General features: G+C 66.8%; 20 protein-coding genes. 11 read left to right on the forward strand and 9 right to left on the reverse strand.

The window, feature by feature from the left end; translation table 11 throughout:
* From NP4_RS28085 to NP4_RS28110, 6 genes are all read left to right on the forward strand, one after another.
* Window positions 1–3861, forward strand: a complete 3861-nt coding sequence (locus tag NP4_RS28085; RefSeq protein ID WP_068004241.1) for a lipid II flippase MurJ — start codon at window positions 1–3, stop codon at window positions 3859–3861.
* 247 nt (window positions 3862–4108) lie between these two features.
* Window positions 4109–4666 carry an RNA polymerase sigma factor SigM gene (gene sigM, locus NP4_RS28090; protein WP_062503383.1) on the forward strand — a complete coding sequence of 186 codons (558 nt, stop codon included), beginning with the start codon at window positions 4109–4111 and terminating at the stop codon, window positions 4664–4666.
* Between the two features lie 146 nt (window positions 4667–4812).
* The gene (locus NP4_RS28095) at window positions 4813–5631 is read left to right on the forward strand and encodes an RsmA family anti-sigma factor (RefSeq protein ID WP_147288083.1); all 819 of its coding nucleotides are present in this window, start codon (window positions 4813–4815) and stop codon (window positions 5629–5631) included.
* Between the two features lie 98 nt (window positions 5632–5729).
* Window positions 5730–6716 (forward strand): thioredoxin-disulfide reductase, encoded by a 987-nt coding sequence (gene trxB, locus NP4_RS28100; protein ID WP_068004253.1) that lies wholly within the window; start codon window positions 5730–5732, stop codon window positions 6714–6716.
* A gap of 17 nt (window positions 6717–6733) precedes the next feature.
* On the forward strand, window positions 6734–7060 hold the full coding sequence (trxA, locus tag NP4_RS28105; protein WP_068004257.1) for a thioredoxin: 327 nt from the start codon (window positions 6734–6736) through the stop codon (window positions 7058–7060).
* 243 nt (window positions 7061–7303) lie between these two features.
* Window positions 7304–8503 (forward strand): N-acetylmuramoyl-L-alanine amidase, encoded by a 1200-nt coding sequence (locus NP4_RS28110; RefSeq protein ID WP_062502976.1) that lies wholly within the window; start codon window positions 7304–7306, stop codon window positions 8501–8503.
* 57 nt (window positions 8504–8560) lie between these two features.
* Here NP4_RS28110 and NP4_RS28115 read toward each other — a convergent pair whose 3' ends face one another.
* The 9 genes from NP4_RS28115 to rpmH form a co-directional block, all read right to left on the reverse strand.
* Window positions 8561–9313: a hypothetical protein gene (locus NP4_RS28115; protein ID WP_062502978.1), complete on the reverse strand. Its 753-nt coding sequence runs from the start codon at window positions 9311–9313 to the stop codon at window positions 8561–8563.
* Window positions 9314–9495: 182 nt separating this feature from the next.
* Window positions 9496–10500, reverse strand: coding sequence for a ParB/RepB/Spo0J family partition protein (locus tag NP4_RS28120; RefSeq protein ID WP_068004262.1), 1005 nt, complete (start codon window positions 10498–10500; stop codon window positions 9496–9498).
* Between the two features lie 4 nt (window positions 10501–10504).
* Complete coding sequence (locus NP4_RS28125; protein ID WP_245998593.1) at window positions 10505–11470, reverse strand: ParA family protein; 966 nt, start codon at window positions 11468–11470, stop codon at window positions 10505–10507.
* Between the two features lie 458 nt (window positions 11471–11928).
* Window positions 11929–12651, reverse strand: coding sequence for a 16S rRNA (guanine(527)-N(7))-methyltransferase RsmG (gene rsmG / locus NP4_RS28130; protein ID WP_068004270.1), 723 nt, complete (start codon window positions 12649–12651; stop codon window positions 11929–11931).
* Window positions 12652–12738: 87 nt separating this feature from the next.
* Window positions 12739–13293, reverse strand: coding sequence for a Jag family protein (locus tag NP4_RS28135; protein ID WP_062502986.1), 555 nt, complete (start codon window positions 13291–13293; stop codon window positions 12739–12741).
* Between the two features lie 31 nt (window positions 13294–13324).
* On the reverse strand, window positions 13325–14422 hold the full coding sequence (yidC, locus tag NP4_RS28140; RefSeq protein WP_068004273.1) for a membrane protein insertase YidC: 1098 nt from the start codon (window positions 14420–14422) through the stop codon (window positions 13325–13327).
* A 4-nt stretch (window positions 14423–14426) separates the two neighbouring features.
* The gene (gene yidD / locus NP4_RS28145) at window positions 14427–14780 is read right to left on the reverse strand and encodes a membrane protein insertion efficiency factor YidD (protein WP_068004276.1); all 354 of its coding nucleotides are present in this window, start codon (window positions 14778–14780) and stop codon (window positions 14427–14429) included.
* Entirely contained in the window at window positions 14777–15157 is a 381-nt protein-coding gene (gene rnpA / locus NP4_RS28150) for a ribonuclease P protein component (RefSeq protein WP_082876293.1), read from the reverse strand. Before rnpA ends, yidD begins: the two co-directional genes overlap by 4 nt.
* 82 nt (window positions 15158–15239) lie before the next feature.
* Window positions 15240–15383 (reverse strand): 50S ribosomal protein L34, encoded by a 144-nt coding sequence (rpmH, locus tag NP4_RS28155; RefSeq protein ID WP_005516618.1) that lies wholly within the window; start codon window positions 15381–15383, stop codon window positions 15240–15242.
* 578 nt (window positions 15384–15961) lie between these two features.
* Between rpmH and dnaA the strand changes: the two genes are divergently transcribed.
* The 5 genes from dnaA (at window position 15962) to gyrB (ending at window position 23914) form a co-directional block, all read left to right on the forward strand.
* The gene (gene dnaA / locus NP4_RS28160; RefSeq protein ID WP_373863879.1) at window positions 15962–17602 is read left to right on the forward strand and encodes a chromosomal replication initiator protein DnaA; all 1641 of its coding nucleotides are present in this window, start codon (window positions 15962–15964) and stop codon (window positions 17600–17602) included.
* Between the two features lie 798 nt (window positions 17603–18400).
* Window positions 18401–19555 (forward strand): DNA polymerase III subunit beta, encoded by a 1155-nt coding sequence (gene dnaN, locus NP4_RS28165; protein WP_068004544.1) that lies wholly within the window; start codon window positions 18401–18403, stop codon window positions 19553–19555.
* Between the two features lie 81 nt (window positions 19556–19636).
* Window positions 19637–20854, forward strand: coding sequence for a DNA replication/repair protein RecF (recF, locus tag NP4_RS28170; protein ID WP_068004283.1), 1218 nt, complete (start codon window positions 19637–19639; stop codon window positions 20852–20854).
* Between the two features lie 117 nt (window positions 20855–20971).
* A complete protein-coding gene (locus NP4_RS28175) occupies window positions 20972–21541 on the forward strand; it encodes a DUF721 family protein (protein ID WP_068004286.1) in 570 nt (189 codons plus the stop codon).
* Between the two features lie 345 nt (window positions 21542–21886).
* Window positions 21887–23914, forward strand: coding sequence for a DNA topoisomerase (ATP-hydrolyzing) subunit B (gyrB, locus tag NP4_RS28180; protein WP_068004289.1), 2028 nt, complete (start codon window positions 21887–21889; stop codon window positions 23912–23914).
* Window positions 23915–23928 lie beyond the last annotated feature (14 nt).

Genomic DNA, 23928 nt, shown 5'->3' on the forward strand with positions numbered 1-23928 from the left:
CTGCCCGGCGGCGAACCCGCCCCGCGCCGCGCCGGGCGCGCGGGCCCGGCGCGGACCGCCCAGCAGGTGGCGATCAAACCCATCGAGCGCCCGCAGGGTTCGACCTCGCGGCTGCTCAGCGCCTCGGGTTCGATCGCGATCGCGACCCTGATGAGTCGCATCACCGGATTCGGCAAGCAGTTGCTGCTGCTGACCGTGCTCGGCCCGGCCATCGCGAGCGCCTTCACCGTCGCCAGCCAGATTCCGACGATGGTCGAACAGTTGGTGCTCGGCGCGGTGCTGACCGCCTTCGTGGTCCCGACGCTGGTGCGCGCGGAGAAGGAGGACATCGACGGCGGCGCCGCCTTCGTCCGGCGGCTGGTCACCATGGCGTTCACCGTTCTCGGCACCGCCGCGCTGCTGTGTACGGCCGCCTCGCCGCTGTTGATCAAATACGTCTTCCTGTCCGACAGCGGCAAGGTCAGCACCGGTCTGACCACGGCATTGGCCTTCCTGCTGGTACCCGCGATCCTGTTCTACGGGATGTCCTCACTGCTGATGGCGATCCTGAACACGCACGAGATCTTCAAACCGGGCGCGTGGGCGCCGGTGCTGAACAATCTCGTGGCGCTGGCGGTCCTCGGGCTCTACGCCGTGACCCCCGGTGAGATCAGCCTGGATCCCGTGCGAATGGGGCAGCCCAAACTGCTGATCCTGGGCCTGGGCATCACCACGGGCGTCTTCGTCCAGGTCGCGAGCCTGCTTCCCGCGATCCGGCGCGCCGGGATCGATCTGCGCCCGCTGTGGGGCTTCGACGAACGGCTCAAGCAGTTCGGCGGCATGGGCCTCGCGGTCATCCTGTACGTGCTGATCAGCCAGGCGGGCTTCGTCTTCGGCACCCGGATCTCCTCGCACGCCGACGTCGCGGGCCCGGCGATCTATCAGAACGCCTGGCTGCTGCTGCAACTGCCGTACGGCGTCCTCGGCGTCACGCTGCTGACCGCGATCATGCCGCGGCTCAGCCGCAACGCGGCCTCCGACGACACACCCGCGGTGGTCGACGATCTGTCCGTCGCCACCCGCCTGACCATGATCGCGTTCGTGCCGGTGGTCACCTTCCTGACCATCGCCGGACCGCAGATCGGCCAGGCGCTCTACGGCTACGGCAACTTCGGCGCGGGCGACGCGGGACGCCTCGGCGAGGCGGTCAGCTGGTCGGCGTTCACGCTGATTCCCTACGCGCTCGTACTGATCCATCTGCGCGTGTTCTACGCCCGCGAGCAGGCCTGGACACCCACCTGGATCATCCTCGGCATCACCGCGGTCAAGATCGTCCTCTCGGCGCTCGCGCCCGTGCTGTTCAGCGACGATCACGTGGTAATCGCCCTCGGTGTCGCCAATGGCCTGGGCTTCGTCGCGGGTGCGATCATCGGCGGCTGGCTGCTGCATCGCAGCCTCGGCGATCTTCGTATGGCCAATGTGGGGCGCACGATCACCCGCGTGGTGCTGGCCTCGGTGGCGGGCGCCGCGGTGACGCTGATCGTCGAGCAGGTCCTGGGACTGCCCCGGCTGCACGGAGGCGTCGGCGCGATCTTCCGCGTCGGGCTGGACGCGGTGGTGATGTTCGGCGTCGCCTTCGGTCTGATGCGCCTGGCCGGGGTTCCGGAGGTCGTCGCGATCACCGTTTCGATATCGCGGCGGCTCGGAATCACCCCGCCCGCACCGGATCTGGGTCTCGACGGCGGCGCGGCGGCCGATATCGAAGCGACCACGGTGCTGCCGCGGCCCGAACTCGATACCCCGTACTACTACCGGTACGACCCGTACATGGACGCGCAGACGATGGTGCTGCCGGTCATCCGGCCGGGGACGGTTGACCGCCCCGGCATGGGAGAGTTCCCGTACCCTGTTCCGCAGAGAAATGCAAACTCCGCTATCGGCTCTCGCGAGGACGCCGATGCCGGTGTTAGCTCGGAGCCGAATTACGGCCGGACCGGCGTCGAGCCGGGTACTGTGCCGCCATCGCGGACTTCGATTTACCAGGGCGAAGGAGGAACGAAGGTGAGCGACGACGCGGCGGGGGGCGTCCCGGCCGCCGATGCTGCCGCCGAGGCGGCAGGTTCAGTCCGCACCGACGACGTCCCGCCCGACCAGGTGCCACCGGCCGATCGCGCCGACGACACCGAGCCGGACGACGGCGACGAGCACGCGGAGCAAGCCGATTCGGCCTCGCCCGCCGGACCGGACCGACCGGCGCGCGATCAGACCTACGACACCGGCATGCTTCCGGTCGCATCCCCGGAGATGCCGCCGATGCGGGTGGAACCGCCCAATAAGCGGACCCCGCGCGGCCCCAAGCTGATTCCGGGCGCGTCCGTGGCGGGCGGCCGGTACCGGCTGCTGGCCGGTCACGGCGGTGCGCGCGGCCTGAAGTTCTGGCAGGCCCTGGACGTGAAGCTGGACCGCGAGGTCGCGCTGACGTTCGTCGACGCCGATCAGAAGTCCACCGACAACGCCGGACACGACGGCCCGCAGGCCATCCTGTCCCGCACGCTGCGGCTGGGCCGAATCAACTCGCCGGGTCTGGCGCGCGTGCTCGATGTGGTGCGCGGCAGCTCGGGCGGCATCGTGGTGGCCGAATGGACACCGGGTCGATCGCTGCGCGAGATGGCCGAGACCGTCCCGTCACCGATCGGCGCGGCGCGCGCGATCCGGGCCCTGGCCGCGGCGGCCGAACTGGCCCATCGCGGCGGCGGCTCGTTATCGATCGACCATCCCGACCGGATCCGCATCAGCGCCTCCGGCGATGCCGTCCTGGCCTTCCCCGGCACGCTCTCCGACTCCGACGCGCAATCGGATGTGCGCGGCCTGGGCGCGATGCTCTATGCCCTCATCACCGCGCGCTGGCCGATCCGATCCGGCGGGGTCAGCGGTACCGCGGCGACGGTCGGCGGGCTGCGTCCGGCCGATTTCGGCGCGGACGGCACCCCGGTGGAACCGCGGCAGATCCGCCCCGAGGTCCCCTTCGAGATCTCCGCGGTCGCGGTGCGCTCGCTGGAGTCCAACAAGGGCGTGCGCACCGCCGCGACCGTCCAGCACGTGTTGGAACAGGCGTCCGTGGTCGACCAGAAGACCGACTTCATCCCGGTGCTGCGACTGGGCCAGCGGGCCTCCTCGGCCCCGGACGAGTCGCTGGCCGATCCCGAACTGCTGGCCGCCGAGCGCGAGCGTTCACAGCGGATGATGTGGATGCTGGTCGGCCTGGGTGTGCTCGCGGCCCTGGTGGTCGGCGTGATCATCTGGTGGGCCCTGAGCATCTTCGCGCCCAGCTCGTCCGAGGCGCCGCTGGACGAACAGCGCAAGTTGGGCCTGACCACGGCCAATGTCGCCCCGCAGGAACCGACGGCGGGTGGTTCCTCGTCGTCGGCGCCGGCGGTGGCCGGCGCCCCGGTTCCGGTGACCGGCGTCTCGGTGTTCTCGCCCGAGGGCACCCCCGACGGCACCGGCGCGGTCAATGCCGTGATCGGCGGCGACCCGGGCAAGGTCTGGCACACCGATCAGTATTTCCAGCAGTTCCCGGCACTGAAGAAGGGCGTGGGGATCCTGGCCACCCTCGGCAGCCCCAGCAAGCTGAGCAAGGTCACGATCACCTCGCCCAGTCCGGGCACGGTGGTGGAGATCCGCACCTCGCCGACCGCGTCGCCCACCCTCGATCAGACCCAGCTCGTCGGCCAGGCCACCCTGGCCGACGGCGCCACCGACATTCCCGTGCGGGCCGACCAACCGGGCCGCTACGTACTCGTCTGGATCACCGCACTGGCCAACAACGGCGGCCAGTTCCAGTCCTCGATCGCCAATATCCGGTTCGAAGCAGCGCCCTGATTTCCAATCAGCCTGGTTGCTAGCGATTCGTTCCAGCCGATATGATTCACAGCGCGCTCTCAGCAGGGGAGCTTCCTGGGATCTGGTGCTTCGGTCCTGGATGACGCGAAATATGCGGCGATGTCCCAGTCATGGGCGGTGCCGCCGTGAGCGCTGATCCTAGGGGTTTGTGTTGTCGTTTGATGCGGCCGAGCGATCCAGTGGGGGGTCCACCGAGTCACCCACGGTCCGGCACCGCTCGTTCGAGCTGAGCGAGGCCACCGACCGGCAATTGCTCGATGCCCATACCGAGGGCAATCGGCATGCCTTCGCCGTGCTGTTCCGCCGCCACTACGACCATCTGTGGCAGGTCGCGCTGCGCACCTCCTACACCGCCGAGGACGCCGCCGACTCCCTGCAGGATGCCCTGCTGTCGGCGCACCGCGGCGCCGCCTCGTTCCGGGGCGAGGCGGAGGTGCGCAGCTGGCTGCACCGCATCGTGGTCAACGCGTGCCTGGATCGCATCCGGCGCAACAAGTCCCGCGCGAGCGTCTCGCTGTCGGACGAGACGGTGGCCGAGCCCGCCGCCGAACGCGACGACATCGCGCATCGGGAGATCTCGATGGTGGTCGACGCCGCGTTGTTCACCCTGCCCGAGGACCAGCGCGCCGCCCTGGTTGCGATCGACATGGAGGGGTATACGGTAGCGGAGGCGGCCCGGCTGCTCGGCGTCGCCGAGGGCACGATCAAGAGTCGGTGCGCCCGCGGCCGCAAGCGTTTACAACAGGAGCTGCGTTTCCTGCGGAACCCGGGGAACCGGATGTAATCCAGATACGTCATTACTAGAGACGGACGAAAACACTCGTCGTCACAAGGCCCTACCCCGGAGAGGCGATGGACGACAAGGGCGAAGCCACCGCACGGCGGCGCCGACCGGGGCCACGCAATGGCGAACAGGATTCAGGAGGTGCGATGGCAGCCCGCTCGATGCCGCAACCGCCCTTCTCCACGGATCTGCTCGCCGATCTGCATGCCGACAATCTGTCTCCGGAGCTCTCCGAACAGCTGTGGCCCCAGGTCCGGCAGGATCCCCAGGCGCTGGATTTCCTCCGCGATCTGGACGACGTCCGATTCCGACTCCGCATGGCCGCCAACGATTCTCGCATCCTGCATCCGATGCCCGCCGCGGTCGGTTCCCGCCTCGATCGACTGCTCGACGAGCTGTCCCACGACGTGCCCTCGGACGAACACGTCGCGACGGTGCACCGGCTCCCGATCACCCCGACCCCGCCCGACGACGCGCCCGCGAGCACCCGGCCCATGCCGCTGGTCGAGCCGTCCGAACCGGACGCGCCGACCTCCCTCGACACCCATCGCTCCCGCCGCCTGCTGTGGCTCACGGCCGCTGCGGCGGCCGTCGCCGTGATCGCGGGCTCCGTGGTCGCCGTGGACGCCCTGCGCGGCCGCGACGGCGCCGCACCGAGGGCGCTGCCCGCGCCGACGCCCAGCATCACCCTGGACGAGGATCTGTCCACCGCGACCATCCTCAGCGCGATGGGCCGCTACGACGTGACCGGCCCGCTGTCGTCCACCGCGGTCCTGACCACCTGTGCCACCGCCGCGGTGCCCGATCGGCAGGTCCTCGGCGCGATGAATGTCACCTATCACCACCAACCGGCCGTGCTGATCCTGCTCACCGGCCCGCGCGCCCCCAAGATCACCGCCGTGATCGTCGGAACCGGTTGCAGCGCAGGCGATCCGCAGGTGCTCGAGACACGCGATATCGGCTGACCGGCGCAGCCGGGCCGGACCCGGAGGGGCCGGGAACAACAGCGTTTACCCTGTTGTTGACTGACACGCCAGTTGACGAACCTCCTCGGAAGGGCCCCATGAGTACGCCTGTTCGCGATCTGATCATCGTCGGCTCCGGCCCGGCCGGCTACACCGCCGCCGTCTACGCCGCCCGCGCCGAACTCGAGCCGCTGTTGTTCGAGGGCACCCAATTCGGCGGCGCCCTGATGACGACGACCGAGGTCGAGAACTTCCCGGGCTTCCGCGACGGCATCATGGGCCCGGATCTCATGGAGGAGATGCGCGAGCAGGCCAAACGCTTCGGCGCGGATATTCGCACCGAGGATGTGGAGGCCATCGACCTGTCCGGTCCGATCAAATCGGTCACCGTGGGCGGGGAGATCCACCAGGCCTACGCGATCATCCTGGCCATGGGTTCGGCCGCCCGCTATCTCAACGTCCCGGGCGAACAGCGCCTGCTGGGCCGCGGCGTGAGCGCCTGCGCGACCTGTGACGGCTTCTTCTTCAAGGGTCAGGACATCGTGGTCGTCGGCGGCGGCGATTCGGCGATGGAGGAGGCGACCTTCCTCACCAAGTTCGCGTCGAGCGTCACCATCGTGCACCGCCGCGAGGAGTTCCGCGCCTCGCGCATCATGCTGGAGCGGGCCAAGGCCAATGAGAAGATCCGCTTCGTCACCAATGCCGAGGTCGCCGAGGTGCACGGTGAGAACAGCGTCACCAGTCTGACGCTGCGTGACACCAAGACCGGCGAGACCTCGGAACTGGCCGCGACCGGACTGTTCGTCGCCATCGGCCACGACCCGCGCAGCGAATTGGTGCGCGGCCAGGTCGATCTCGACGACGAGGGCTATGTGCAGGTGCGCGAACCGTCCACCGCGACCACGGTCGACGGCGTCTTCGCCGCGGGTGATCTGGTCGATCACACCTACCGCCAGGCGATCACCGCCGCGGGCACCGGCTGCCGCTCGGCCATCGACGCCGAACACTGGCTCGCCGCGAAGGGCGATATCACCAGCAACACCCTCGACCACGCCGGTAAGCCGGTCGAAGTCACCGCCAACTGATCCACAGGAGTTCAACCATGTCCGACGCCACCCTGACCGTGACCGACGCCACCTTCGCCACGGACGTATTGGCCAGCGACAAGCCGGTTCTCGTCGATTTCTGGGCGGATTGGTGCGGCCCCTGCAAGATGGTCGCGCCGGTGCTGGAGGAGATCGCCACGGCCTACAGCGACAAGCTGACGGTGGCCAAACTCGACGCGGACGCCAACCCCACCACCTCGCGCGATTACGGCGTGATGGCCCTGCCGACGATGATCTTGTTCGCCGACGGCAAGGAGGCCAAGCGGATCGTCGGCGCCAAGGGCAAGGCGGCCCTGTTGCGCGAACTCGAGGGTGTCATCTGACGAGCATCGGGTGAATTCTGGCCATAGTGGGGGCCGTTGGTTAAGTCTCAGCTGTAGCCTTCGGCCCCTCACCGCGCCGGGGGATGGGTAGTATTTCGGCGCCGAGTGCGATCCTGCGTACTCGACAGAATTGCCGAAATTCGGTCCGGGTCTGAGACAATCGACCGACGCACCGGTCGTGCGAGGGTGTGAGCCGTCGCATGAGTGGGTACCCGGGTTGGCGGAAGGAAAGGGCTCTCACGCATGCACCGACTTCGTCACGGCGATACCGGTCCAGCCGTAGCTGAGGTTCGGAGCACCCTGGCAAGTCTCGGATTCCTACACATGCGCCCGAACGGAGCCGATCAGGCAGACGGGAACGGCGAGTACTGGAAAGATTCCGACGCCGTCTTCGATCATGACCTCGACTCCGCCGTGCGCGCGTTCCAGCAGCACCGCGGTCTGCTGGTCGATGGTGTCGTGGGTCCGGCCACCTATCGTGCTCTCAAGGAGGCGTCCTACCGCTTGGGCGCCCGCACCCTGATCTATCAGCTGTCGGCCCCGCTCTACGGCGACGATGTCGCCACCCTGCAGCGCCGCCTGCAGGATCTGGGCTACTACGTACACCGGGTCGACGGCTACTTCGGCCCGCACACCCACGACGCCCTCACGGCCTTCCAGCGCGAGATCGGCCTGTCCGCGGACGGTATCTGTGGTCCGGATACGCTGCGCTCCCTGGAACAGCTGGGCGCCCGCGTCACCGGGGGCAATCCGCACCGGATCGCGGAGGAGGAGGTCGTGCACCGGGCCGGGCCGCAGCTGACCGGTAAGCGCATCGTCATCGATCCGGGCCTGGGCGGTCCCGACAAGGGTTTCGCGGTACCCACCGAATACGGCGACGTGTACGAATCGGAGATCCTGTGGGATCTCGCGAGCCGACTCGAGGGCCGGATGGCCGCCACCGGTATGGAGACGTTCCTGTCCCGTCCGTGGGGCGCCAATCCGACCGATGCCGAGCGCGCGGAGACCTCCAACACCTTCGACGCGGATCTGATGATCTCACTGCGCTGCGCGACCAATCCGAGTTCGCTGGCCAGCGGCGTCGCTGGCTTCCATTTCGGCAATTCGCACGGCTCGGTCTCGATGATCGGCCAGGTGCTCGCCGGATTCATCCAGCGCGAGATCGTGGCCCGAACCTCGTTGCAGGACTGCAGGACTCACGCCCGAACCTGGGATCTGTTGCGGCTCACCAAGATGCCGACCGTGCAGGTCGACATCGGTTATCTCACAAACGAATACGATTCGACGGTGCTGACCAATCCGCGCATGCGCGATGTGATCGCCGAGGCCATCCTGATCTCCGTGAAGCGGCTGTACCTGCTCGGTCAGGACGATCAGCCCACGGGCACATACACTTTCGCCGAACTGCTCGCCGAGGAACTCGCGGCCGCGGATCGGATGTGATCTCCGAAAACCAAGCGGGCCCGGATATTTCGTCCGGGCCCGCTTTTTCGTTCGTTCCTAGGGACAACCCACCCGGGTCGCGGGCGCGGTCATCGAGGCCGCCGCCAGCAACTGATCCAGCGCGCGCTCCACATCCTCTTTCCACAGATGATCGCTGTCGAGCTCGAGCCGCAGCCGCGGGAATCGCTGATGCGCCGCCACCACCTTGAAGCCGACATCCTCCAGGAAGTCGGCATCGATCATGCAGCTCTCGGGGGAGCAGGGCTCCGAACCGCGCCGCGACGCCGACCCACCGGCCGAGGGCAGCCCGAAGGCGGGCGTATCGATCCGCTCCATGAGCATCATCGAACTCACCGCCCGGGTCGGCAGCATCGTGGCCGCCGGATCCTGGCGAATTCCGAACGCCTCGATCGCCCGAACGCCACGACGCACCAGATCGGCCACCACGGCCTGAATCAGCCGGTTACCCATATCGGTGTCCTGATACGGCGATTCGGTCCGCAGCGTGGTCAGCAGCACCGCGTCCGGGCTCACCGGGGAGGTGGGGAACAGCGCGGCGCGTGGCACGGCGCTCGGCGGCGCGTACAGGGCGCAGCCGACCGGCTGATCGTGGATCGATGCGATCTGGCCGCACGAACCCCATTCGAGCATGACCGTGGACAGCCACGCTTCCTTCTCGAAGACCGGATCGCTGAATTCCCGGGAGTCCTCGGCCACCGCGGGGTCGATCTCCCAGAACACACATCTGCGGGCGTGGGCGGGGAGTTTGTCCAACCCGCCGAGAGTAAGTGCGGTCACGCTGGTCGACACTGCTCTGCTCAGCCTCCAGCTGTCCGATTCATCCACACTCACGCCGCATCAATATCTGCTCGCCAGCAAGAATAAGCGATCAACGCGAACCGCCTCATTTCCCATCTGCTGTTCTTCAGGAACACAATCCTGGCACCGTCACAGTGACGTTTCGATGCCAGGGTGGTAGTCGTGCCTCGAAACTACCGATTCGGGTCCATCAAAGTGACAATGCGTTCCAGATCGGCGGGGTCGCCGAACTCGATGACGATCCTGCCCTTCTTCTTGCCCAGATTGATCGCCACCTTGGTATCGAAGGAGTCCGCCAGGCGGTCGGCCAGCCGCTTGATGCCCGGGGCTTCGATCGGCTTGCGCTCGACCGGTTTACGGGGCTGCGGCTCATCCTCGGGATACTTGTTGGCCATGATGACGGCCTCTTCGGTGGCGCGCACCGAAAGACCTTCTGCCACAATCCGTGCCGCGAGCTTCGCCTGGGCGTCGGCACCGGCTTCCAGACCGAGCAGCGCTCGGGCATGACCGGCGGACAGCACGCCCGCGCTGACCCGACTCTGGACCTCGACCGGAAGTTTCAGCAACCGAATCATATTGGTGACAACCGGCCGGGATCGCCCGATGCGCGAGGCCAACTCCTCATGAGTGACATCGAACTCCTCGAGCAGCTGCTGATACGCCGACGCCTCTTCGATCGGATTCAGCTGCACGCGATGGATGTTCTCCAACAGCGCGTCGCGCAGCATGGAGCCGTCCTCGGTCTCGCGCACGATCGCCGGGATGGCGGTCAGGCCCGCCTCCTGGCTGGCCCGCCACCGACGCTCGCCCATGACGAGCTGATAGCGCGGAGTGGGGGAGGATTCGAGCTGGCGAACCACGACCGGCTGCATGAGTCCGAATTCGCGGATGGAGTGGACCAGTTCCTCCAGCGGCTCGGGGTCGAAATGCGACCGGGGCTGCTTGGGATTGGGCACGATCTGCTCCGGCGGGATCTCGCGATAGACCGCACCCGCGTCGGACTCCTCGCCCGGATCGGGGACCCGGTGCAGATAGGCCGACGCCGGATGCGGGCCGATCGGATCGAGTCCGATCACCGCATTAGCGGCCGCGCTGCCGAGCCCCTGCACCTCGGTCGGCCCGGTCGGAATCAGCGCGGCCAGCCCGCGCCCTAGTCCACCTTTTTTCGCCTGACTCATCGGCCTACCGACCCCTTTCCTCATTCACACCACTCGCCGCATGCGCCACCGATACCGACCTGGCCGCGATCTCCCGACCCGCATCCAGATAGCTCATCGCACCGCGCGAGCCCGGATCGTAGTCGAGCACGGTCATGCCGTAACCCGGCGCCTCGGACACCTTCACACTGCGCGGTATCACCGATCGCAACACCACATCGCCGAAGTGCCCGCGCACTTCCTCGGCGACCTGATCGGCCAGCTTGGTGCGACCGTCGTACATGGTGAGCACGACGGTCGAGACGTGTAGTTCGGGGTTGAGATGCGCCTGCACCAGACCGATATTGCGGAGCAGCTGCCCCACACCCTCCAGCGCGTAGTACTCGCACTGGATCGGGATCAGCACCTCCTTGGCGGCCACCAAGGCGTTCACGGTGAGCAGGCCGAGCGAGGGCGGGCAGTCGATCATCACGTAGTCGATGTCGAACCCCGCGATATTCGCCTCTTGGATCGCGGCCTTCAGCCGACCCTCGCGGGCCACCATGGAGACCAATTCGATTTCGGCGCCGGCCAGATCGATGGTCGCTGGAATGCACAGCAGTCGCTCATTGTGCGGACTCTGCTGGATCGCGTCCTGGACCGGGATCTCGCCGATGAGTAGTTCATAGCTGGAGGGGACCCCGGAGTGGTGTTCCACGCCCAGCGCGGTGCTGGCATTGCCCTGTGGGTCGAGGTCGATGACGAGCACGGTCATGCCCTGCAGGGCGAGGGCGGCCGCGAGATTCACCGCGGTGGTCGTCTTGCCGACGCCGCCCTTCTGATTGGCGATCGTGATGATGCGTTGTTCACGCGGCTTCGGGATGGTCATGGAGCCGGGATGCAGCACCTGGCTGGCGCGCTGGGCTTCCGCGGCGATGGGAGTCTCGGCGGCGGAGATGTTTCCGAAGGGAGTGCGTCCGAACTCATCCAATTCGACACTGCCGTCCAGCATTCCGGGTACGCGCGACGTTGTTTCCCGTGAAACATTCCGCGAACCATTAGACATACAGGCTCCTAACCCGAGAACTTCAGACACGTGCCCAGGCAGCTTCGGCGCCCCGGGGCTCGAGCAAAGGGGAGCGCGGTCGCGTCCTGGCGAGCCTGTCGGGCACCGCAGATCTGCGCTCACGCTCGACGACACCTAGCTTGCCAGTACTCGACACGATACGGAAGTTGAACCGCGGCAATCCTTCTGCGACACGCGCAGAAACGATCGAATCGCCGAATCTTCGATCGATGTTTCACATGAAACAAGGAACGGCGACCCCGATCCCCAACCGTCACATGACGACACGGAACCCATGGGGGAGTGGGGGCGAACGACGGTCCTTGTTTCATGTGAAACATGCCGGAGCCGAGCCGGTCGGACTCCCGCGATGTTTCACATGAAACACCCGACACCGCAGCGGACTACTGCTCAGCCTTCCGGGCGCGACGAACCGCCTTGCGGCTCGGGCGCTCCGAGCGCGGCAGCCGCTCGACGCTGAGCACGACCGTCGGCGGCGTGACGATTCCGACGCCGCATGCGACAACCTCCGCATTGCCGCCGCCCGCCCGCGTGAGATCGGCTCGGTCGCGCTCCAATTCCTCGGCGGCACTGGAACCCTTGAGGGCCAGCATCCGTCCGTGGTCGTGGACGAGCGGCAGCGACCATTTGGCCAGCTTCCCGAGCGGAGCGACCGCCCGGGACGTCACCACATCCGCGCCGCCCGCTTCCTTGCGAACATCCGGCTGTTCCGCCCGACCGCGGACCACCGTCACCTCGAGCCCGGCCGCCTCGATGAATTCGGCCAGGAAGATCGTCCGGCGCAGCAGCGGCTCGACGAGGGTGATCCGGAGATCGGGCCGGGCAATCGCGAGCGGGATGCCGGGCAGTCCCGCGCCGCTGCCGATATCCACCACGGCCGCCCCGGACGGAATCAGCTCACCGATTACCGCGCAGTTGAGGATGTGACGCTCCCACAGCCGGGGCACCTCGCGCGGACCGATCAAACCTCGCTCGACCCCGATCGTCGCCAGTACGGCGTGATAACGCTCCGCCAGCGCGAGCCGCACACCGAAAACCTGAGCCGCGATGGGCGGCGGCTCTACCGCGGCGACCGCCTCGGACGTGCCTCGTTCCACGTGAAACATCCTTCCGAATTCGAAGAGGATCCCGGACAAGCGTAGGCCCCCGGCTCGCAGAAACCGGGGGCCTCGCAACAACTTCGGACATGGCCGTCAGGCCGGCAGCACGACCACGTGCCGGTTCGGCTCCACGCCCTCGCTCTCGCTCATGACGCCGTCGACGGCGGCGACCGCGTCGTGAACGATCTTGCGCTCGAACGGGGTCATCGGCGACAGCGATTCCGGCTTACCCGAATCCAGCACCCGCCGCGCGGTCTCGGTGCCGAGCGAGCTCAGCTCCGAACGCCGCTTGGCCCGCCAGCCCGCGACATCCAACATGAGCCGACTGCGCACGCCGGTCGCCTGCTGTACGGCCAGCCGGGTCAACTCCTGCAGCGCGTCCAGCACCTCACCGCGCCGGCCCACGAGCTTGGACAGATCGCGGCCGCCGTCGATGCTCACCACCGCACGGTCACCCTCGACGTCGAGGTCGATATCGCCGTCGAAGTCGAGAACATCGAGAAGCTGCTCGAGGTAGTCACCGGCGATCTCGCCCTCCTCGATGAGCGCTTCCTCGGTGTCGCTCGCATCCTCGTCCACGGCGTCCGGCTCGGTATCCGTGATCGTGGTCGACACTGTGGCGTCTCCTCCGTCGGTCTCAACAGTCATTGTCGTTTCCTCAATCTGCATCGTCGGTCGTCTAACGACGTCGCTTCTGATTGGCGCGGCCTCGATTACCGGATCGCTTGCGGTTGCCCTGTCCACCCGACCTGTTCGCCGACGCCGCCTTGTTCGCGGGCTTCGCGGTGCCGTTCGACGACGGCTCGCTCACCTCGGCATCGACCACCGGAGCATCGACCGGCTTCTTCTTCGGATCGACCGGCTTGGCGCCGGGCTTGGGAGCATTGGCAGCGCGCCGCTGGAGCGCCTCCTGCTTCTTCTCCTCTTCTTCCTTCTCGATGCGACCGAACACCAGATGCTGCTGCGCGTAGGTCCAGATGTTGTTCGACACCCAGTAGAGGAGGATGGCGATCGGCAGGAACGGACCACCGACGACGACGCCGAGCGGGAACACCCACAGCGCCAACTTGTTCATAATCGCGGCCTGCGGATTGGCGGCCGCCTCCGGCGACTGCCGGGCGACCGAGGCGCGGGCGTTGAAGTGGGTCGCCAGACCCGCGATCAACATCAATGGAATGGCGACCGCGGCCATACTCGCGACATGCGGGATGCCGCCGTAATCGGCAAAGGCCTCCAACTGCGATTTGGGCGTGGTGATCGCCGCGGAGATCGGCGCTCCGAAGATACGAGCCCGCAGGAACGACTGCACATCGTCGGCATTGAAGACGTAGTTCGGCGTATTCGCGTTCTGGTAGGCGGACATGCCGCCGCTACTGCCGAAGCCGCCGATACCGGACATGCCGCCGACGCGGTTGAACGATCGCAGTACGTGATACAGACCGATGAACACCGGCACCTGCGCCAGCACGGGCAGACAGCCCATGAGCGGATTGAAGCCGTGTTCCTTCTGCAGCTTCTGCATCTCGACCGCCATCTTCTGACGATCGTTCTTGTACTTGCGCTGCAATTCCTTGATCTGCGGCTGCAACTCCTGCATCTGCCGGGTGGTCCGCACCTGCTTCACGAACGGCCAATACAGCACCAACCGCAGCGTGAAGACAAGGAACACCACGGCCAGCGCCCAGGCAAGACCGTTGTCCTTGCCGAGCGCGAACCCGAATACCCGGTGCCAGAACCAAAGGATCCAGGAAACCGGATAGTAGATGAAATCGAGCACGGCTCTATGTACTCCCGTCCGTCGTATCGCCGGTCACCGCGTGCGGCAACCCCTTGAAAGGCTTGTGTTCGGCCGCGCTGACGCCGCCGGCCCCGTCGTCCCGGCCTACCCGTTGTTTCCGCGGGGGGACGGGGTCCCACCCACCAGGGTGCCAGGGAGCACATTTGGCCAGACGCACGACCGTCAGTCCGAGGCCGACGAACAGGCCGCGGGTACGCAACGCGGTCACCGCGTACTCGCTGCAGGTGGGGGTGAACCGGCACACCGGCATGCGAGTGGGGGAGACATAGGTCCGGTACAGCTCGATGAAAAAGATCAGCGCGTTGGCCGGCAGCCGGATCAGCGTGCGCAGGCTCATGGCGGGCCGCCCGCATCGAGCTTGCGCAACGCGCCGCGCAGCTGCCGTTCCAATTCGGCGGAATCGGCATGCGCCGCACCCGGCAGCGCGCGAATCACGACATCCGCGTCCGGCGGCAGTTCGCCGACGAGCGGACCGCAGATATGACGCAGGCGGCGGGCCACGCGATGACGAATCACCGCGGAACCCACCGCCTTGCTGACGATCAATCCGAAGCGCGGCCCACCGACTCGAACGGCCGGTACCGCGACATCCTCGTCCGCCTCGTTCGGCAGCAGCACATGCACGACGAGATCACGTCTCCCGATTCGCCGGCCACGCCGCACCGTCCGGGAGAAATCGGCACGATGATGCAGCCGATACGACTCAGGCAACACCCGAGTGTCCGAGCGCGTATCGAGCTTGGGGTAGTGGACCGAACGGCGAATCAGGCATGACGCCGAACCCGGTGCCGGAGAATCAGGCCGTGAGCTCGGCGCGGCCCTTACGACGGCGCGCCGAGACGATGGCGCGGCCCGCGCGGGTCCGCATCCGGAGACGGAAGCCGTGGACCCGCGCCCGACGACGGTTGTTCGGCTGGAACGTCCGCTTGCCCTTGGCCACGGTCAACACTCCTCGAGTTGGTGAGCGCCCGACGGCGCTCGAAGCTTGTCGATGAAACTGGTATGCGCGCGACGAGAGACTCATCGGCGCAACGCCCATCGCGGCACAGGCAGCAGGCAGCCGCCACCGCATCAATGGGTGACTGTACGAGGGTACTGATCGCCCCGACCATGGTCAAACTCGGGGTACCCGTGAACCGGGCTTACCAGCGCGACACGCCAGGCGACCGGGAGCTTAGCCAGGCGATTGCTGAAGAAGCGCAGGTCCGGGCCATGAGGGACGGGTCCCGACCGGGGGACTCACATCCTTGTGGTTCTCCACATCTGTGGATAATTGTGTGGAAAGACCCCTGGAGTGGCATATTCGTATGGCTGGCGGCCCCGCCGAACACCCGCGCTGAAGGGGGATGCGGGCGATTCCCGACCGTCTGCTCCTATCGACCTATTCCGGGGAGGAAAACGTACGTGGACGACGAGCAGAACGTGTTGCCCGAGGTCTGGCCCGAGGTGGTAGCAGAGCTTACAACCGGCTCGGCCGATGGCGCCATTCCGCCGGTCACCAATGCTCAAAAAGCCTGGTTGGGCCTGGTCAAGCCGCTGACCGTGGCCCAGGGCTTCGCCTTGCTCTCGGTACCTTCCTCCCTCGCGCAGGAGGCGATCGAACGCGATCTGCGCGAGCCGATCCTGCGCTCGCTGGCCCGTCGGCTGGGCCCTCAGGTCGAGGGACTCGGGGTACGAATCGCGGCGCCGACCGCCCCGCCGACCGATCGTCCGGCCGGTCCGCCGCGGCATGCCCGGCTCACTTCGCGCCCGGATCGGGTGCGTGAGACGCCGCGCGAACCGGTCGCTCATCCGACCGCGGCGGAGTATCCGGGACCCTCCGACTACGCCGCACCGCGCTATCTGTCCCCAGCCGACTATCCGGCTCGGGCCGACTATCCCCAGGGTGAGTTCTCCGCCACACCGATGGCCGGAGAATTGCCGGAGCCGGTCCGAGTGGAACCGCCCACAGCACCGGTGCGCGAGATGGACCTGCAGGAGTCGCTGTTCACCACCGAGAGCGAGGCGCCCGCGCGACGCCCGGGCGGCGAGGAGCCCGCCGAGGACGAACCGGTCGTCAGCGTCCGCAACTCCTGGCCGACCTACTTCACCAAATCGCCCGAGCCGACGGCGACCGCGCCCGCGACGTCCTCGGCCAGCCTGAATTCCAAATACACCTTCGAGACCTTCGTCATCGGCGCCTCCAACCGGTTCGCGCACGCGGCCGCGGTGGCGATCGCCGAGGCCCCGGCCCGCGCCTACAACCCGCTGTTCGTCTGGGGCGCTTCGGGTCTGGGCAAAACGCATCTGCTGCACGCGGCCGGGCACTACGCCCAGCGGCTGTTCCCGGGCATGCGGGTGAAGTACGTATCGACCGAGGAATTCACCAACGACTTCATCAACAGCCTGCGCGACGACCGCAAGGTGGCCTTCAAACGCCGCTACCGCGAGACCGACATCCTGCTGGTCGACGACATCCAGTTCATCGAGGGTAAGGAAGGCATCCAGGAGGAGTTCTTCCACACCTTCAACACCCTGCACAACGCGAACAAACAGATCGTGGTCTCCTCGGACCGTCCGCCCAAGCAGCTGGCCACCCTCGAGGAGCGGTTGCGCACCCGGTTCGAATGGGGGCTGATCACCGATGTGCAGCCGCCGGAGCTCGAGACCCGGATCGCGATCCTGCGCAAGAAGGCCCGCATGGATCGGCTCGACGTACCGCACGACGTGCTGGAGCTGATCGCGAGCCGGGTCGAGCGCAATATCCGCGAACTGGAGGGTGCGCTCATCCGCGTCACCGCCTTCGCCTCGCTCAACGGCCAGCCGCTGGATCTGTCGCTCGCCGAGGTGGTGCTGCGCGATCTGATGCCCGACACCAGCACGATCGAGATCACGGCGTCGACGATCATGGCCGTGACCGTGGAGTACTTCAACACCACGCTCGAGGAGCTGACCGGCCCGGGTAAGGCCCGGCCGCTGGCGCAGGCGCGTCAGATCGCGATGTATCTGTGCCGGGAGCTCACCGATCTATCGCTGCCGAAGATCGGCCAGGCCTTCGGCCGCGACCACACCACGGTGATGTACGCCGAGAAGAAGATCCGCAAGGAGATGACCGAGCGGCGACGCGTGTACGACCAGGTTCAAGAACTCACAGCCCGAATCAAACAGCGCTCCCGCTGACCACGCTGCACAGGCCGGTCCACCCCAATGACCTGGGGGGACCGGCCTTTTCGTGTTGTGGAGTCCTCGAGGAATACATGTGGAGTCCTCGAGGAATCCCGCCGTTCTCCACCGGTTTACCCACAGTTGGGGGGGCAGGCCCGTTGACGGTCTTGCCAACACCCGGTAGTACACAGTTCACACAGGACGGTTCATCCACGGCCGGTGAGCTGCCCGAATGCCTGTGGAGGGTTGTGGATTCCTCGAGGAGTCCTTGTCAGGTCCTCGAGGAATCCTCGAGTTGTCCCCGCATTCGCGCACATTGTTCACAACCCGGGCATCGGGCGGGGAGAACTCGAGGATGGCTCGAGGACAGCACGTGAACAGATTCGTAACCTCCACAGCGCCCCGCCGTTCATCCTCGAGTCACCCGCCGGACATCCCCATCCCGGCACGCCCTCCGAGCAGCGGATTCGGCCGAAGTCCACAGAATCCACAGTGCCTATTACTGCTTCAGTTCCTCTTCTGAGAGATCTCTCTTTAAAACAGGGTGTGTGGAAACTCGGTTCGGGGACGGACTACCCGGATCGCATCGACTCACTCGTACAAGAGCGCACAGAGGAGAACGGGTGTGGACGACACGCATCGAGAGGGGCGACGTGGTGATCACCGACGCACGCGGGTACGGTTTGGTGTCGGTCGCCTGTGCCACACTTCGTTGGGGCGGCCGATCCAGCACCCCTGTAATGCGCCGGCGCTGAGCCGAAACGGATCACGACCGATCGAGACTTGGGAGAGGACAACCGGGCGATGGAAAGCATGAAGTTTCGGGTTGCCCGCGAGGATTTCGCCGAATCCGTCGCCTGGGTGGCCCGCAGCCTGCCGTCGCGTCCGCCCGTGCCGGTGCTCGGTGGCGTGCTGTTGGTCGCCGACGAGGACGGGCTGACGGTCTCCGGCTTCGACTACGAGGTCTCCGCGCAGATGCGGGTGGCCGCGGAGGTCGCCGGGCCGGGTCAGGTCCTGGTGTCGGGCCGCCTGCTCGCCGATATCACCAAGGCGTTGTCCAACAAGCCCGTCGACGTCTCCGTGGACGGCACCCGGGTGCTGATCGCCTGTGGCAGTGCGAAGTTCTCGCTGCCCACCATGCCGGTCGAGGATTACCCCCAGCTGCCCGAATTGCCGCCGCAGACCGGTGAACTCGGCGTCGACCTGTTCTCCGCCGCCGTCGGTCAGGTGGCCGTGGCCGCCGGTCGCGACGACACCCTGCCGATGCTCACCGGCATCCGGGTCGAGATCGAGGGCGCCAAGATCGTCCTGGCCGCCACCGACCGATTCCGGCTCGCGGTGCGGCATCTGGAGTGGCAGCCCGGCCGCGACGATGTGGAGACGGCCGTACTGGTTCCGGCCCGCACCCTGTCCGAGGCCGCGAAGACCCTGGGCGCGTCCGACGCTCCGGTGCAGTTGGCGTTCGGCACCGGCACCGACGGCCTGCTCGGCATCGTCAACGGCGGCCGCCGCACCACCACCCGACTGCTCGACGCGGAATTCCCCAAGTTCCGCCAGCTGCTCCCCAAGGAGCACACCTCGATCGCGACCCTGCAGGTGAGTGCGCTGATCGAGGCCATCAAGCGCGTCGCCCTGGTCGCCGAGCGCGGCGCCCAGGTGCGGCTGGAATTCTCCGAACAGGGTCTGCAGCTGTCCGCAGGCGGCGACGACGCCGGGCGCGCGGAGGAGTGGCTCGAGGCCGACTTCCGCGGTGAGCCGCTGACCATCGCGTTCAACCCGGGCTATCTGAACGACGGTCTGTCCGCCCTGCATTCGGACCGGGTGACCTTCGGATTCACCACGCCCAGCCGACCGGCCGTAATGTGCCCGACCGGCGAGGAGGAGCCCGCGCCATCGGACTCGGGCGCCTACGCCGCGCTGGAGAGCGACTACATCTACCTGCTCATGCCGGTCCGCCTGCCGGGCTGATCCACTCACATCTGTGAACAATGTTGATAACTCTGTGAGGAACTCTCCACGGTTTCAACAGCGGAGGGGGTGGGCTGCGCGATGCATGTCCGGACACTGACCCTGCGAGACTTCCGCTCCTGGTCGCAGGCCGATCTCGAATTGGCCCCGGGCCGAACGGTTTTCCTGGGGTCCAACGGCAACGGCAAGACCAATCTGGTGGAGGCCGTCGGCTATCTGTCCACCCTCGGCTCACATCGGGTCTCCAGCGACGCGCCGCTGATCCGGATGGGAGCGCAGCGCGCCAAGACCGGTGCGACAGTGGTGAATTCGGGTCGTGAACTGCGCATCGATATCGAACTGAATCAGGGCTCGGCCAATCGCGCGCAGATCAACCGGTCGCCGGTGCGGCGGCCGCGCGAAATCCTCGGCATCCTGCAGACGGTGTTGTTCGCGCCGGAGGATCTGGCGCTGGTGCGCGGCGACCCGTCGGAGCGGCGGCGTTTCCTCGACGAGTTGTGCACAGCCCGGCTGCCCAGGTTGGCCGGTGTGCGCTCGGATTACGACCGGGTGCTGCGTCAGCGCTCGGCCCTGTTGAAAACCGCCGGGCGGCAGGCGCGTTCGCGCGCGGGTTCGGCGAACGAGCTGAGCACCCTCGACGTCTGGGACGGACATCTGGCCGCGCACGGCGCACAACTGCTGGCCCAGCGGCTGCGCCTGGTGCACGATCTGTCCCCCTATCTGGAGCAGGCCTACCGCTCGATCGCCCCGGAATCGCGCTCGGCGGCGATCGGCTATCGAAGCGGTTGTCTGCCACCGGAATTCCTCGACCCCGCCCGCGCGCCCGAACCGGACGACGCCGAGGTACTGGAGTCGATCCTGTTGCGCGAGTTGTCCACAGCCCGTCCCAAGGAATTGGAACGCGGCGTATGCCTGGTCGGCCCGCACCGCGACGATCTGGAACTCATGCTCGGCTCGTCCCCCGCGAAAGGCTTTGCCAGCCACGGGGAATCGTGGTCGTTCGCCTTGGCCCTGCGCCTGGCCGCCTTCGAACTGCTGCGCGGCCTCGGCACCGACCCGGTGCTACTTCTCGACGACGTCTTCGCCGAACTCGACCGCCGCCGCCGCACCGCCCTGGCCGCCGTCGCCGCCACCGCGGAACAGGTCCTGATCACCGCCGCGGTTCCCGAGGACGTCCCGCCCGAACTCGAGGCCACCCCGCTGCGCGTCGAAACCACCGGCGAGGCCGACGCCCGCACCTCCCATATCGCCGACGCCGCGATGCCGGTCCCCGCGGCCGGTGACTCCGAGGGGCGATGAACCCGCTCGCGGTTGTCACAACTGGGACGCGTGACGCCGGTCGCGTCGGTTCGGTGTCGCGGTTGCCGGGGGCTAGCCTATCCTGCAGTGTTGTTCGGTTCGAGGTGGGAGGTAGCGGTGGCGGACGATGCCGATCGTGACGGTGATCGTTCCGGCGCCGCGGGTCCCGAGCCCGAGCTGAGGGGGATCGATCTGGCGCGGCGGGCTCTCGAGGAGGCGCGGGCCGCGGCCAAGGCCAGCGGAAAGGCTGTCGGACAGGGGCGGGCCTCGCCGCGTAAGGGCGGTGTGCGGGCCTTACGGCGGCGCGGCTGGTCCGGAGCGCGGCCCGATGAGCGCGATCCGCAGTTGCTGTCCAGCCTGGCCGGTGCGCTGGCCAAGAGTCGCGGCTGGTCGGGCAAGGTGGCCGAGGGCATGGTGTTCGGCCGGTGGACCGCGGTGGTGGGGGAGGACATCGCCTCGCATGCGACGCCGATCTCGCTGACCGACGGGGTGCTGAGCGTTCAGGCCGAATCCACCGCCTGGGCAACGCAATTGCGCATGTTGCAGTCCCAGCTCCTGGCGAAGATCAATGCGGCCGTCGGTCAGGGTGTGGTCACGCAGCTGAAGATCAGCGGGCCGGCCGCGCCCAGCTGGCGCAAGGGCGAGCGGCATATCAAGGGCCGCGGACCTCGCGATACGTACGGCTGATCCGTCGTTTCACGTGGAACCCGCCGCGTCGCAGCAAACAATCTTGCGTCTGCACTCGGTGCGCCGCTGAGGCTCCCTGAAGCCGGGAGACCTACAACCGGTGTCGGCGGCGATCGATTTCACTCACTCACGGCGCTCTCAGGGGTGTCATAGGTGCATCCTGAGCCGGGTGTACCAGTAGGATGGGGGAGTAACTAGCGGCGATACCTTCGGCGCGTTCCGCGTACCTCGCGTGTGGACCCGTAATTCTCGAGCAGTTCGTCATCTCGAGCCTACCGACCGGGGCCCCTGTGTGCGTGTTCGCGCTGCGCCGAGGGATCAGCAAGTAAGGAGAGCTACCGAGCAGTGGCTGCCAACGACTCCAATGCAAGCGGCTCGACGAAGGACTACGGTGCCGACTCCATCACCGTTCTCGAGGGACTCGAGGCGGTCCGCAAGCGTCCCGGTATGTATATCGGTTCCACCGGCGAGCGCGGTCTGCATCACCTGATCTGGGAGGTTGTGGACAACTCGGTCGACGAGGCGATGGCCGGGTACGCCACGCGTGTCGACGTCACCTTGCTGGCCGACGGCGGAGTCGAGGTCGTCGACGATGGCCGCGGTATTCCGACCAGCATGCACGCGCAGGGCATCCCCACCATCGAGGTGGTCATGACCCAGCTGCACGCCGGCGGTAAGTTCGATTCCGACTCCTACGCCGTCTCGGGTGGTCTGCACGGCGTCGGCATCTCGGTGGTCAACGCGCTGTCCAGCCGGCTCGAGGCCGATGTGGACTTCGGCGGTTACCACTGGTCGCAGGAGTACAAGGACGCCAAGCCCGGCAAGCTGATCCAGGGCGATGCGACCAAGCGCACCGGCACCACCATCCGGTTCTGGCCGGACCCCGAGATCTTCGAGACGACGACCTTCAATTTCGAGACGGTCGCGCGCCGCCTACAGGAGATGGCGTTCCTCAACAAGGGCCTCACCATCACCCTGACCGATCAGCGCGTGAGCCAGTCCGACATCACCGACGAGGTGGTCAGCGAGACGGCCGAGGCGCCCAAGGCCGATACCATCGGCGCGCCGATCGAGGCCAAGGTCAAGACCCGCACGTACCACTATCCGGGCGGCCTCGAGGATTTCGTCAAGCACATCAACCGCACCAAGCAGTCGATCCACAACTCGATCGTGGCGTTCACCGGTAAGGGCACCGGGCACGAGGTCGAGGTCGCCATGCAGTGGAACTCGGGTTACTCCGAATCGGTGCACACCTTCGCCAACACCATCAACACCCATGAGGGCGGCACCCACGAGGAGGGCTTCCGCGCGGCGCTCACCACGGTGGTCAACAAGTACGCCAAGGACAAGAAGCTGCTCAAGGACAAGGACGGCAACCTCACCGGTGACGATATCCGCGAGGGTCTGACCGCCATCGTGAGCGTGAAGATCGCCGATCCGCAGTTCGAGGGCCAGACCAAGACCAAACTGGGCAATACCGAGGTCAAGTCGTTCGTGCAGCGCACCTGCAACGAACATCTGGCGCACTGGTTCGAGGCCAATCCGGCCGATGCGAAGACCATTGTGCAGAAGGCGGTTTCGTCCGCGCAGGCCCGCATCGCCGCCCGCAAGGCGCGAGAGCTGGTGCGGCGCAAGAGCGCGACCGATCTGGGCGGTCTGCCCGGCAAGCTCGCCGACTGCCGCTCCAAGGATCCGAAGCTGTCCGAGATCTACATCGTGGAGGGCGACTCCGCCGGTGGCTCGGCCAAATCCGGCCGCGATTCGATGTATCAGGCGATCCTGCCGATCCGAGGCAAGATCATCAATGTCGAGAAGGCGCGCATCGACAGGGTTCTCAAGAACAACGAGGTCCAGTCGATCATCACCGCGTTCGGCACCGGTATCCACGACGAGTTCGATATCGCCAAGCTGCGGTACCACAAGATCATCCTGATGGCCGACGCCGACGTCGACGGCCAGCACATCACCACCCTGCTGCTGACGCTGCTGTTCCGCTTCATGCGTCCGCTGGTCGAACACGGTCACGTGTATCTGTCCTGCCCGCCGCTGTACAAGCTCAAGTGGCAGCGCTCCGAACCGGAGTTCGCCTACTCCGACCGCGAGCGCGACGCGCTGATGGAGCGCGGTCTGGCCTCCGGCAAGAAGATCAACAAGGACGACGGCGTCCAGCGCTACAAGGGTCTGGGCGAGATGAACCCGAAGGAGCTGTGGGAGACCACCATGGATCCGGCCACCCGCCTGCTGCGGCTGGTGACCCTGGACGACGCGGCCGCGGCCGACGAGCTGTTCAGCATTCTCATGGGTGAGGACGTCGAGGCCCGGCGCAGCTTCATCACTCGCAACGCCAAGGACGTCCGCTTCCTCGATCTGTAGGCCCCGGCGACGAA

It is taken from the genome of Nocardia pseudobrasiliensis NBRC 108224 (assembly GCF_001613105.1).
GTDB classification, from domain to species: Bacteria; Actinomycetota; Actinomycetes; order Mycobacteriales; family Mycobacteriaceae; genus Nocardia; species Nocardia pseudobrasiliensis.

Bases quoted from the DNA above. Each gene is read 5' to 3' on its own strand.
- trxA (WP_068004257.1), top strand. From the start codon at position 6,734: ATGTCCGACGCCACCCTGACCGTGACCGACGCCACCTTCGCCACGGAC.
- rsmG (WP_068004270.1), bottom strand. From the start codon at position 12,651: ATGTTTCACGTGGAACGAGGCACGTCCGAGGCGGTCGCCGCGGTAGAG.
- yidD (WP_068004276.1), bottom strand. From the start codon at position 14,780: ATGAGCCTGCGCACGCTGATCCGGCTGCCGGCCAACGCGCTGATCTTT.
- NP4_RS28110 (WP_062502976.1), top strand. From the start codon at position 7,304: ATGCACCGACTTCGTCACGGCGATACCGGTCCAGCCGTAGCTGAGGTT.
- NP4_RS28135 (WP_062502986.1), bottom strand. From the start codon at position 13,293: ATGACTGTTGAGACCGACGGAGGAGACGCCACAGTGTCGACCACGATC.
- trxB (WP_068004253.1), top strand. From the start codon at position 5,730: ATGAGTACGCCTGTTCGCGATCTGATCATCGTCGGCTCCGGCCCGGCC.
- recF (WP_068004283.1), top strand. From the start codon at position 19,637: ATGCATGTCCGGACACTGACCCTGCGAGACTTCCGCTCCTGGTCGCAG.
- dnaN (WP_068004544.1), top strand. From the start codon at position 18,401: ATGAAGTTTCGGGTTGCCCGCGAGGATTTCGCCGAATCCGTCGCCTGG.
- NP4_RS28125 (WP_245998593.1), bottom strand. From the start codon at position 11,470: ATGCTGGACGGCAGTGTCGAATTGGATGAGTTCGGACGCACTCCCTTC.
- NP4_RS28095 (WP_147288083.1), top strand. From the start codon at position 4,813: ATGGCAGCCCGCTCGATGCCGCAACCGCCCTTCTCCACGGATCTGCTC.
- NP4_RS28120 (WP_068004262.1), bottom strand. From the start codon at position 10,500: ATGAGTCAGGCGAAAAAAGGTGGACTAGGGCGCGGGCTGGCCGCGCTG.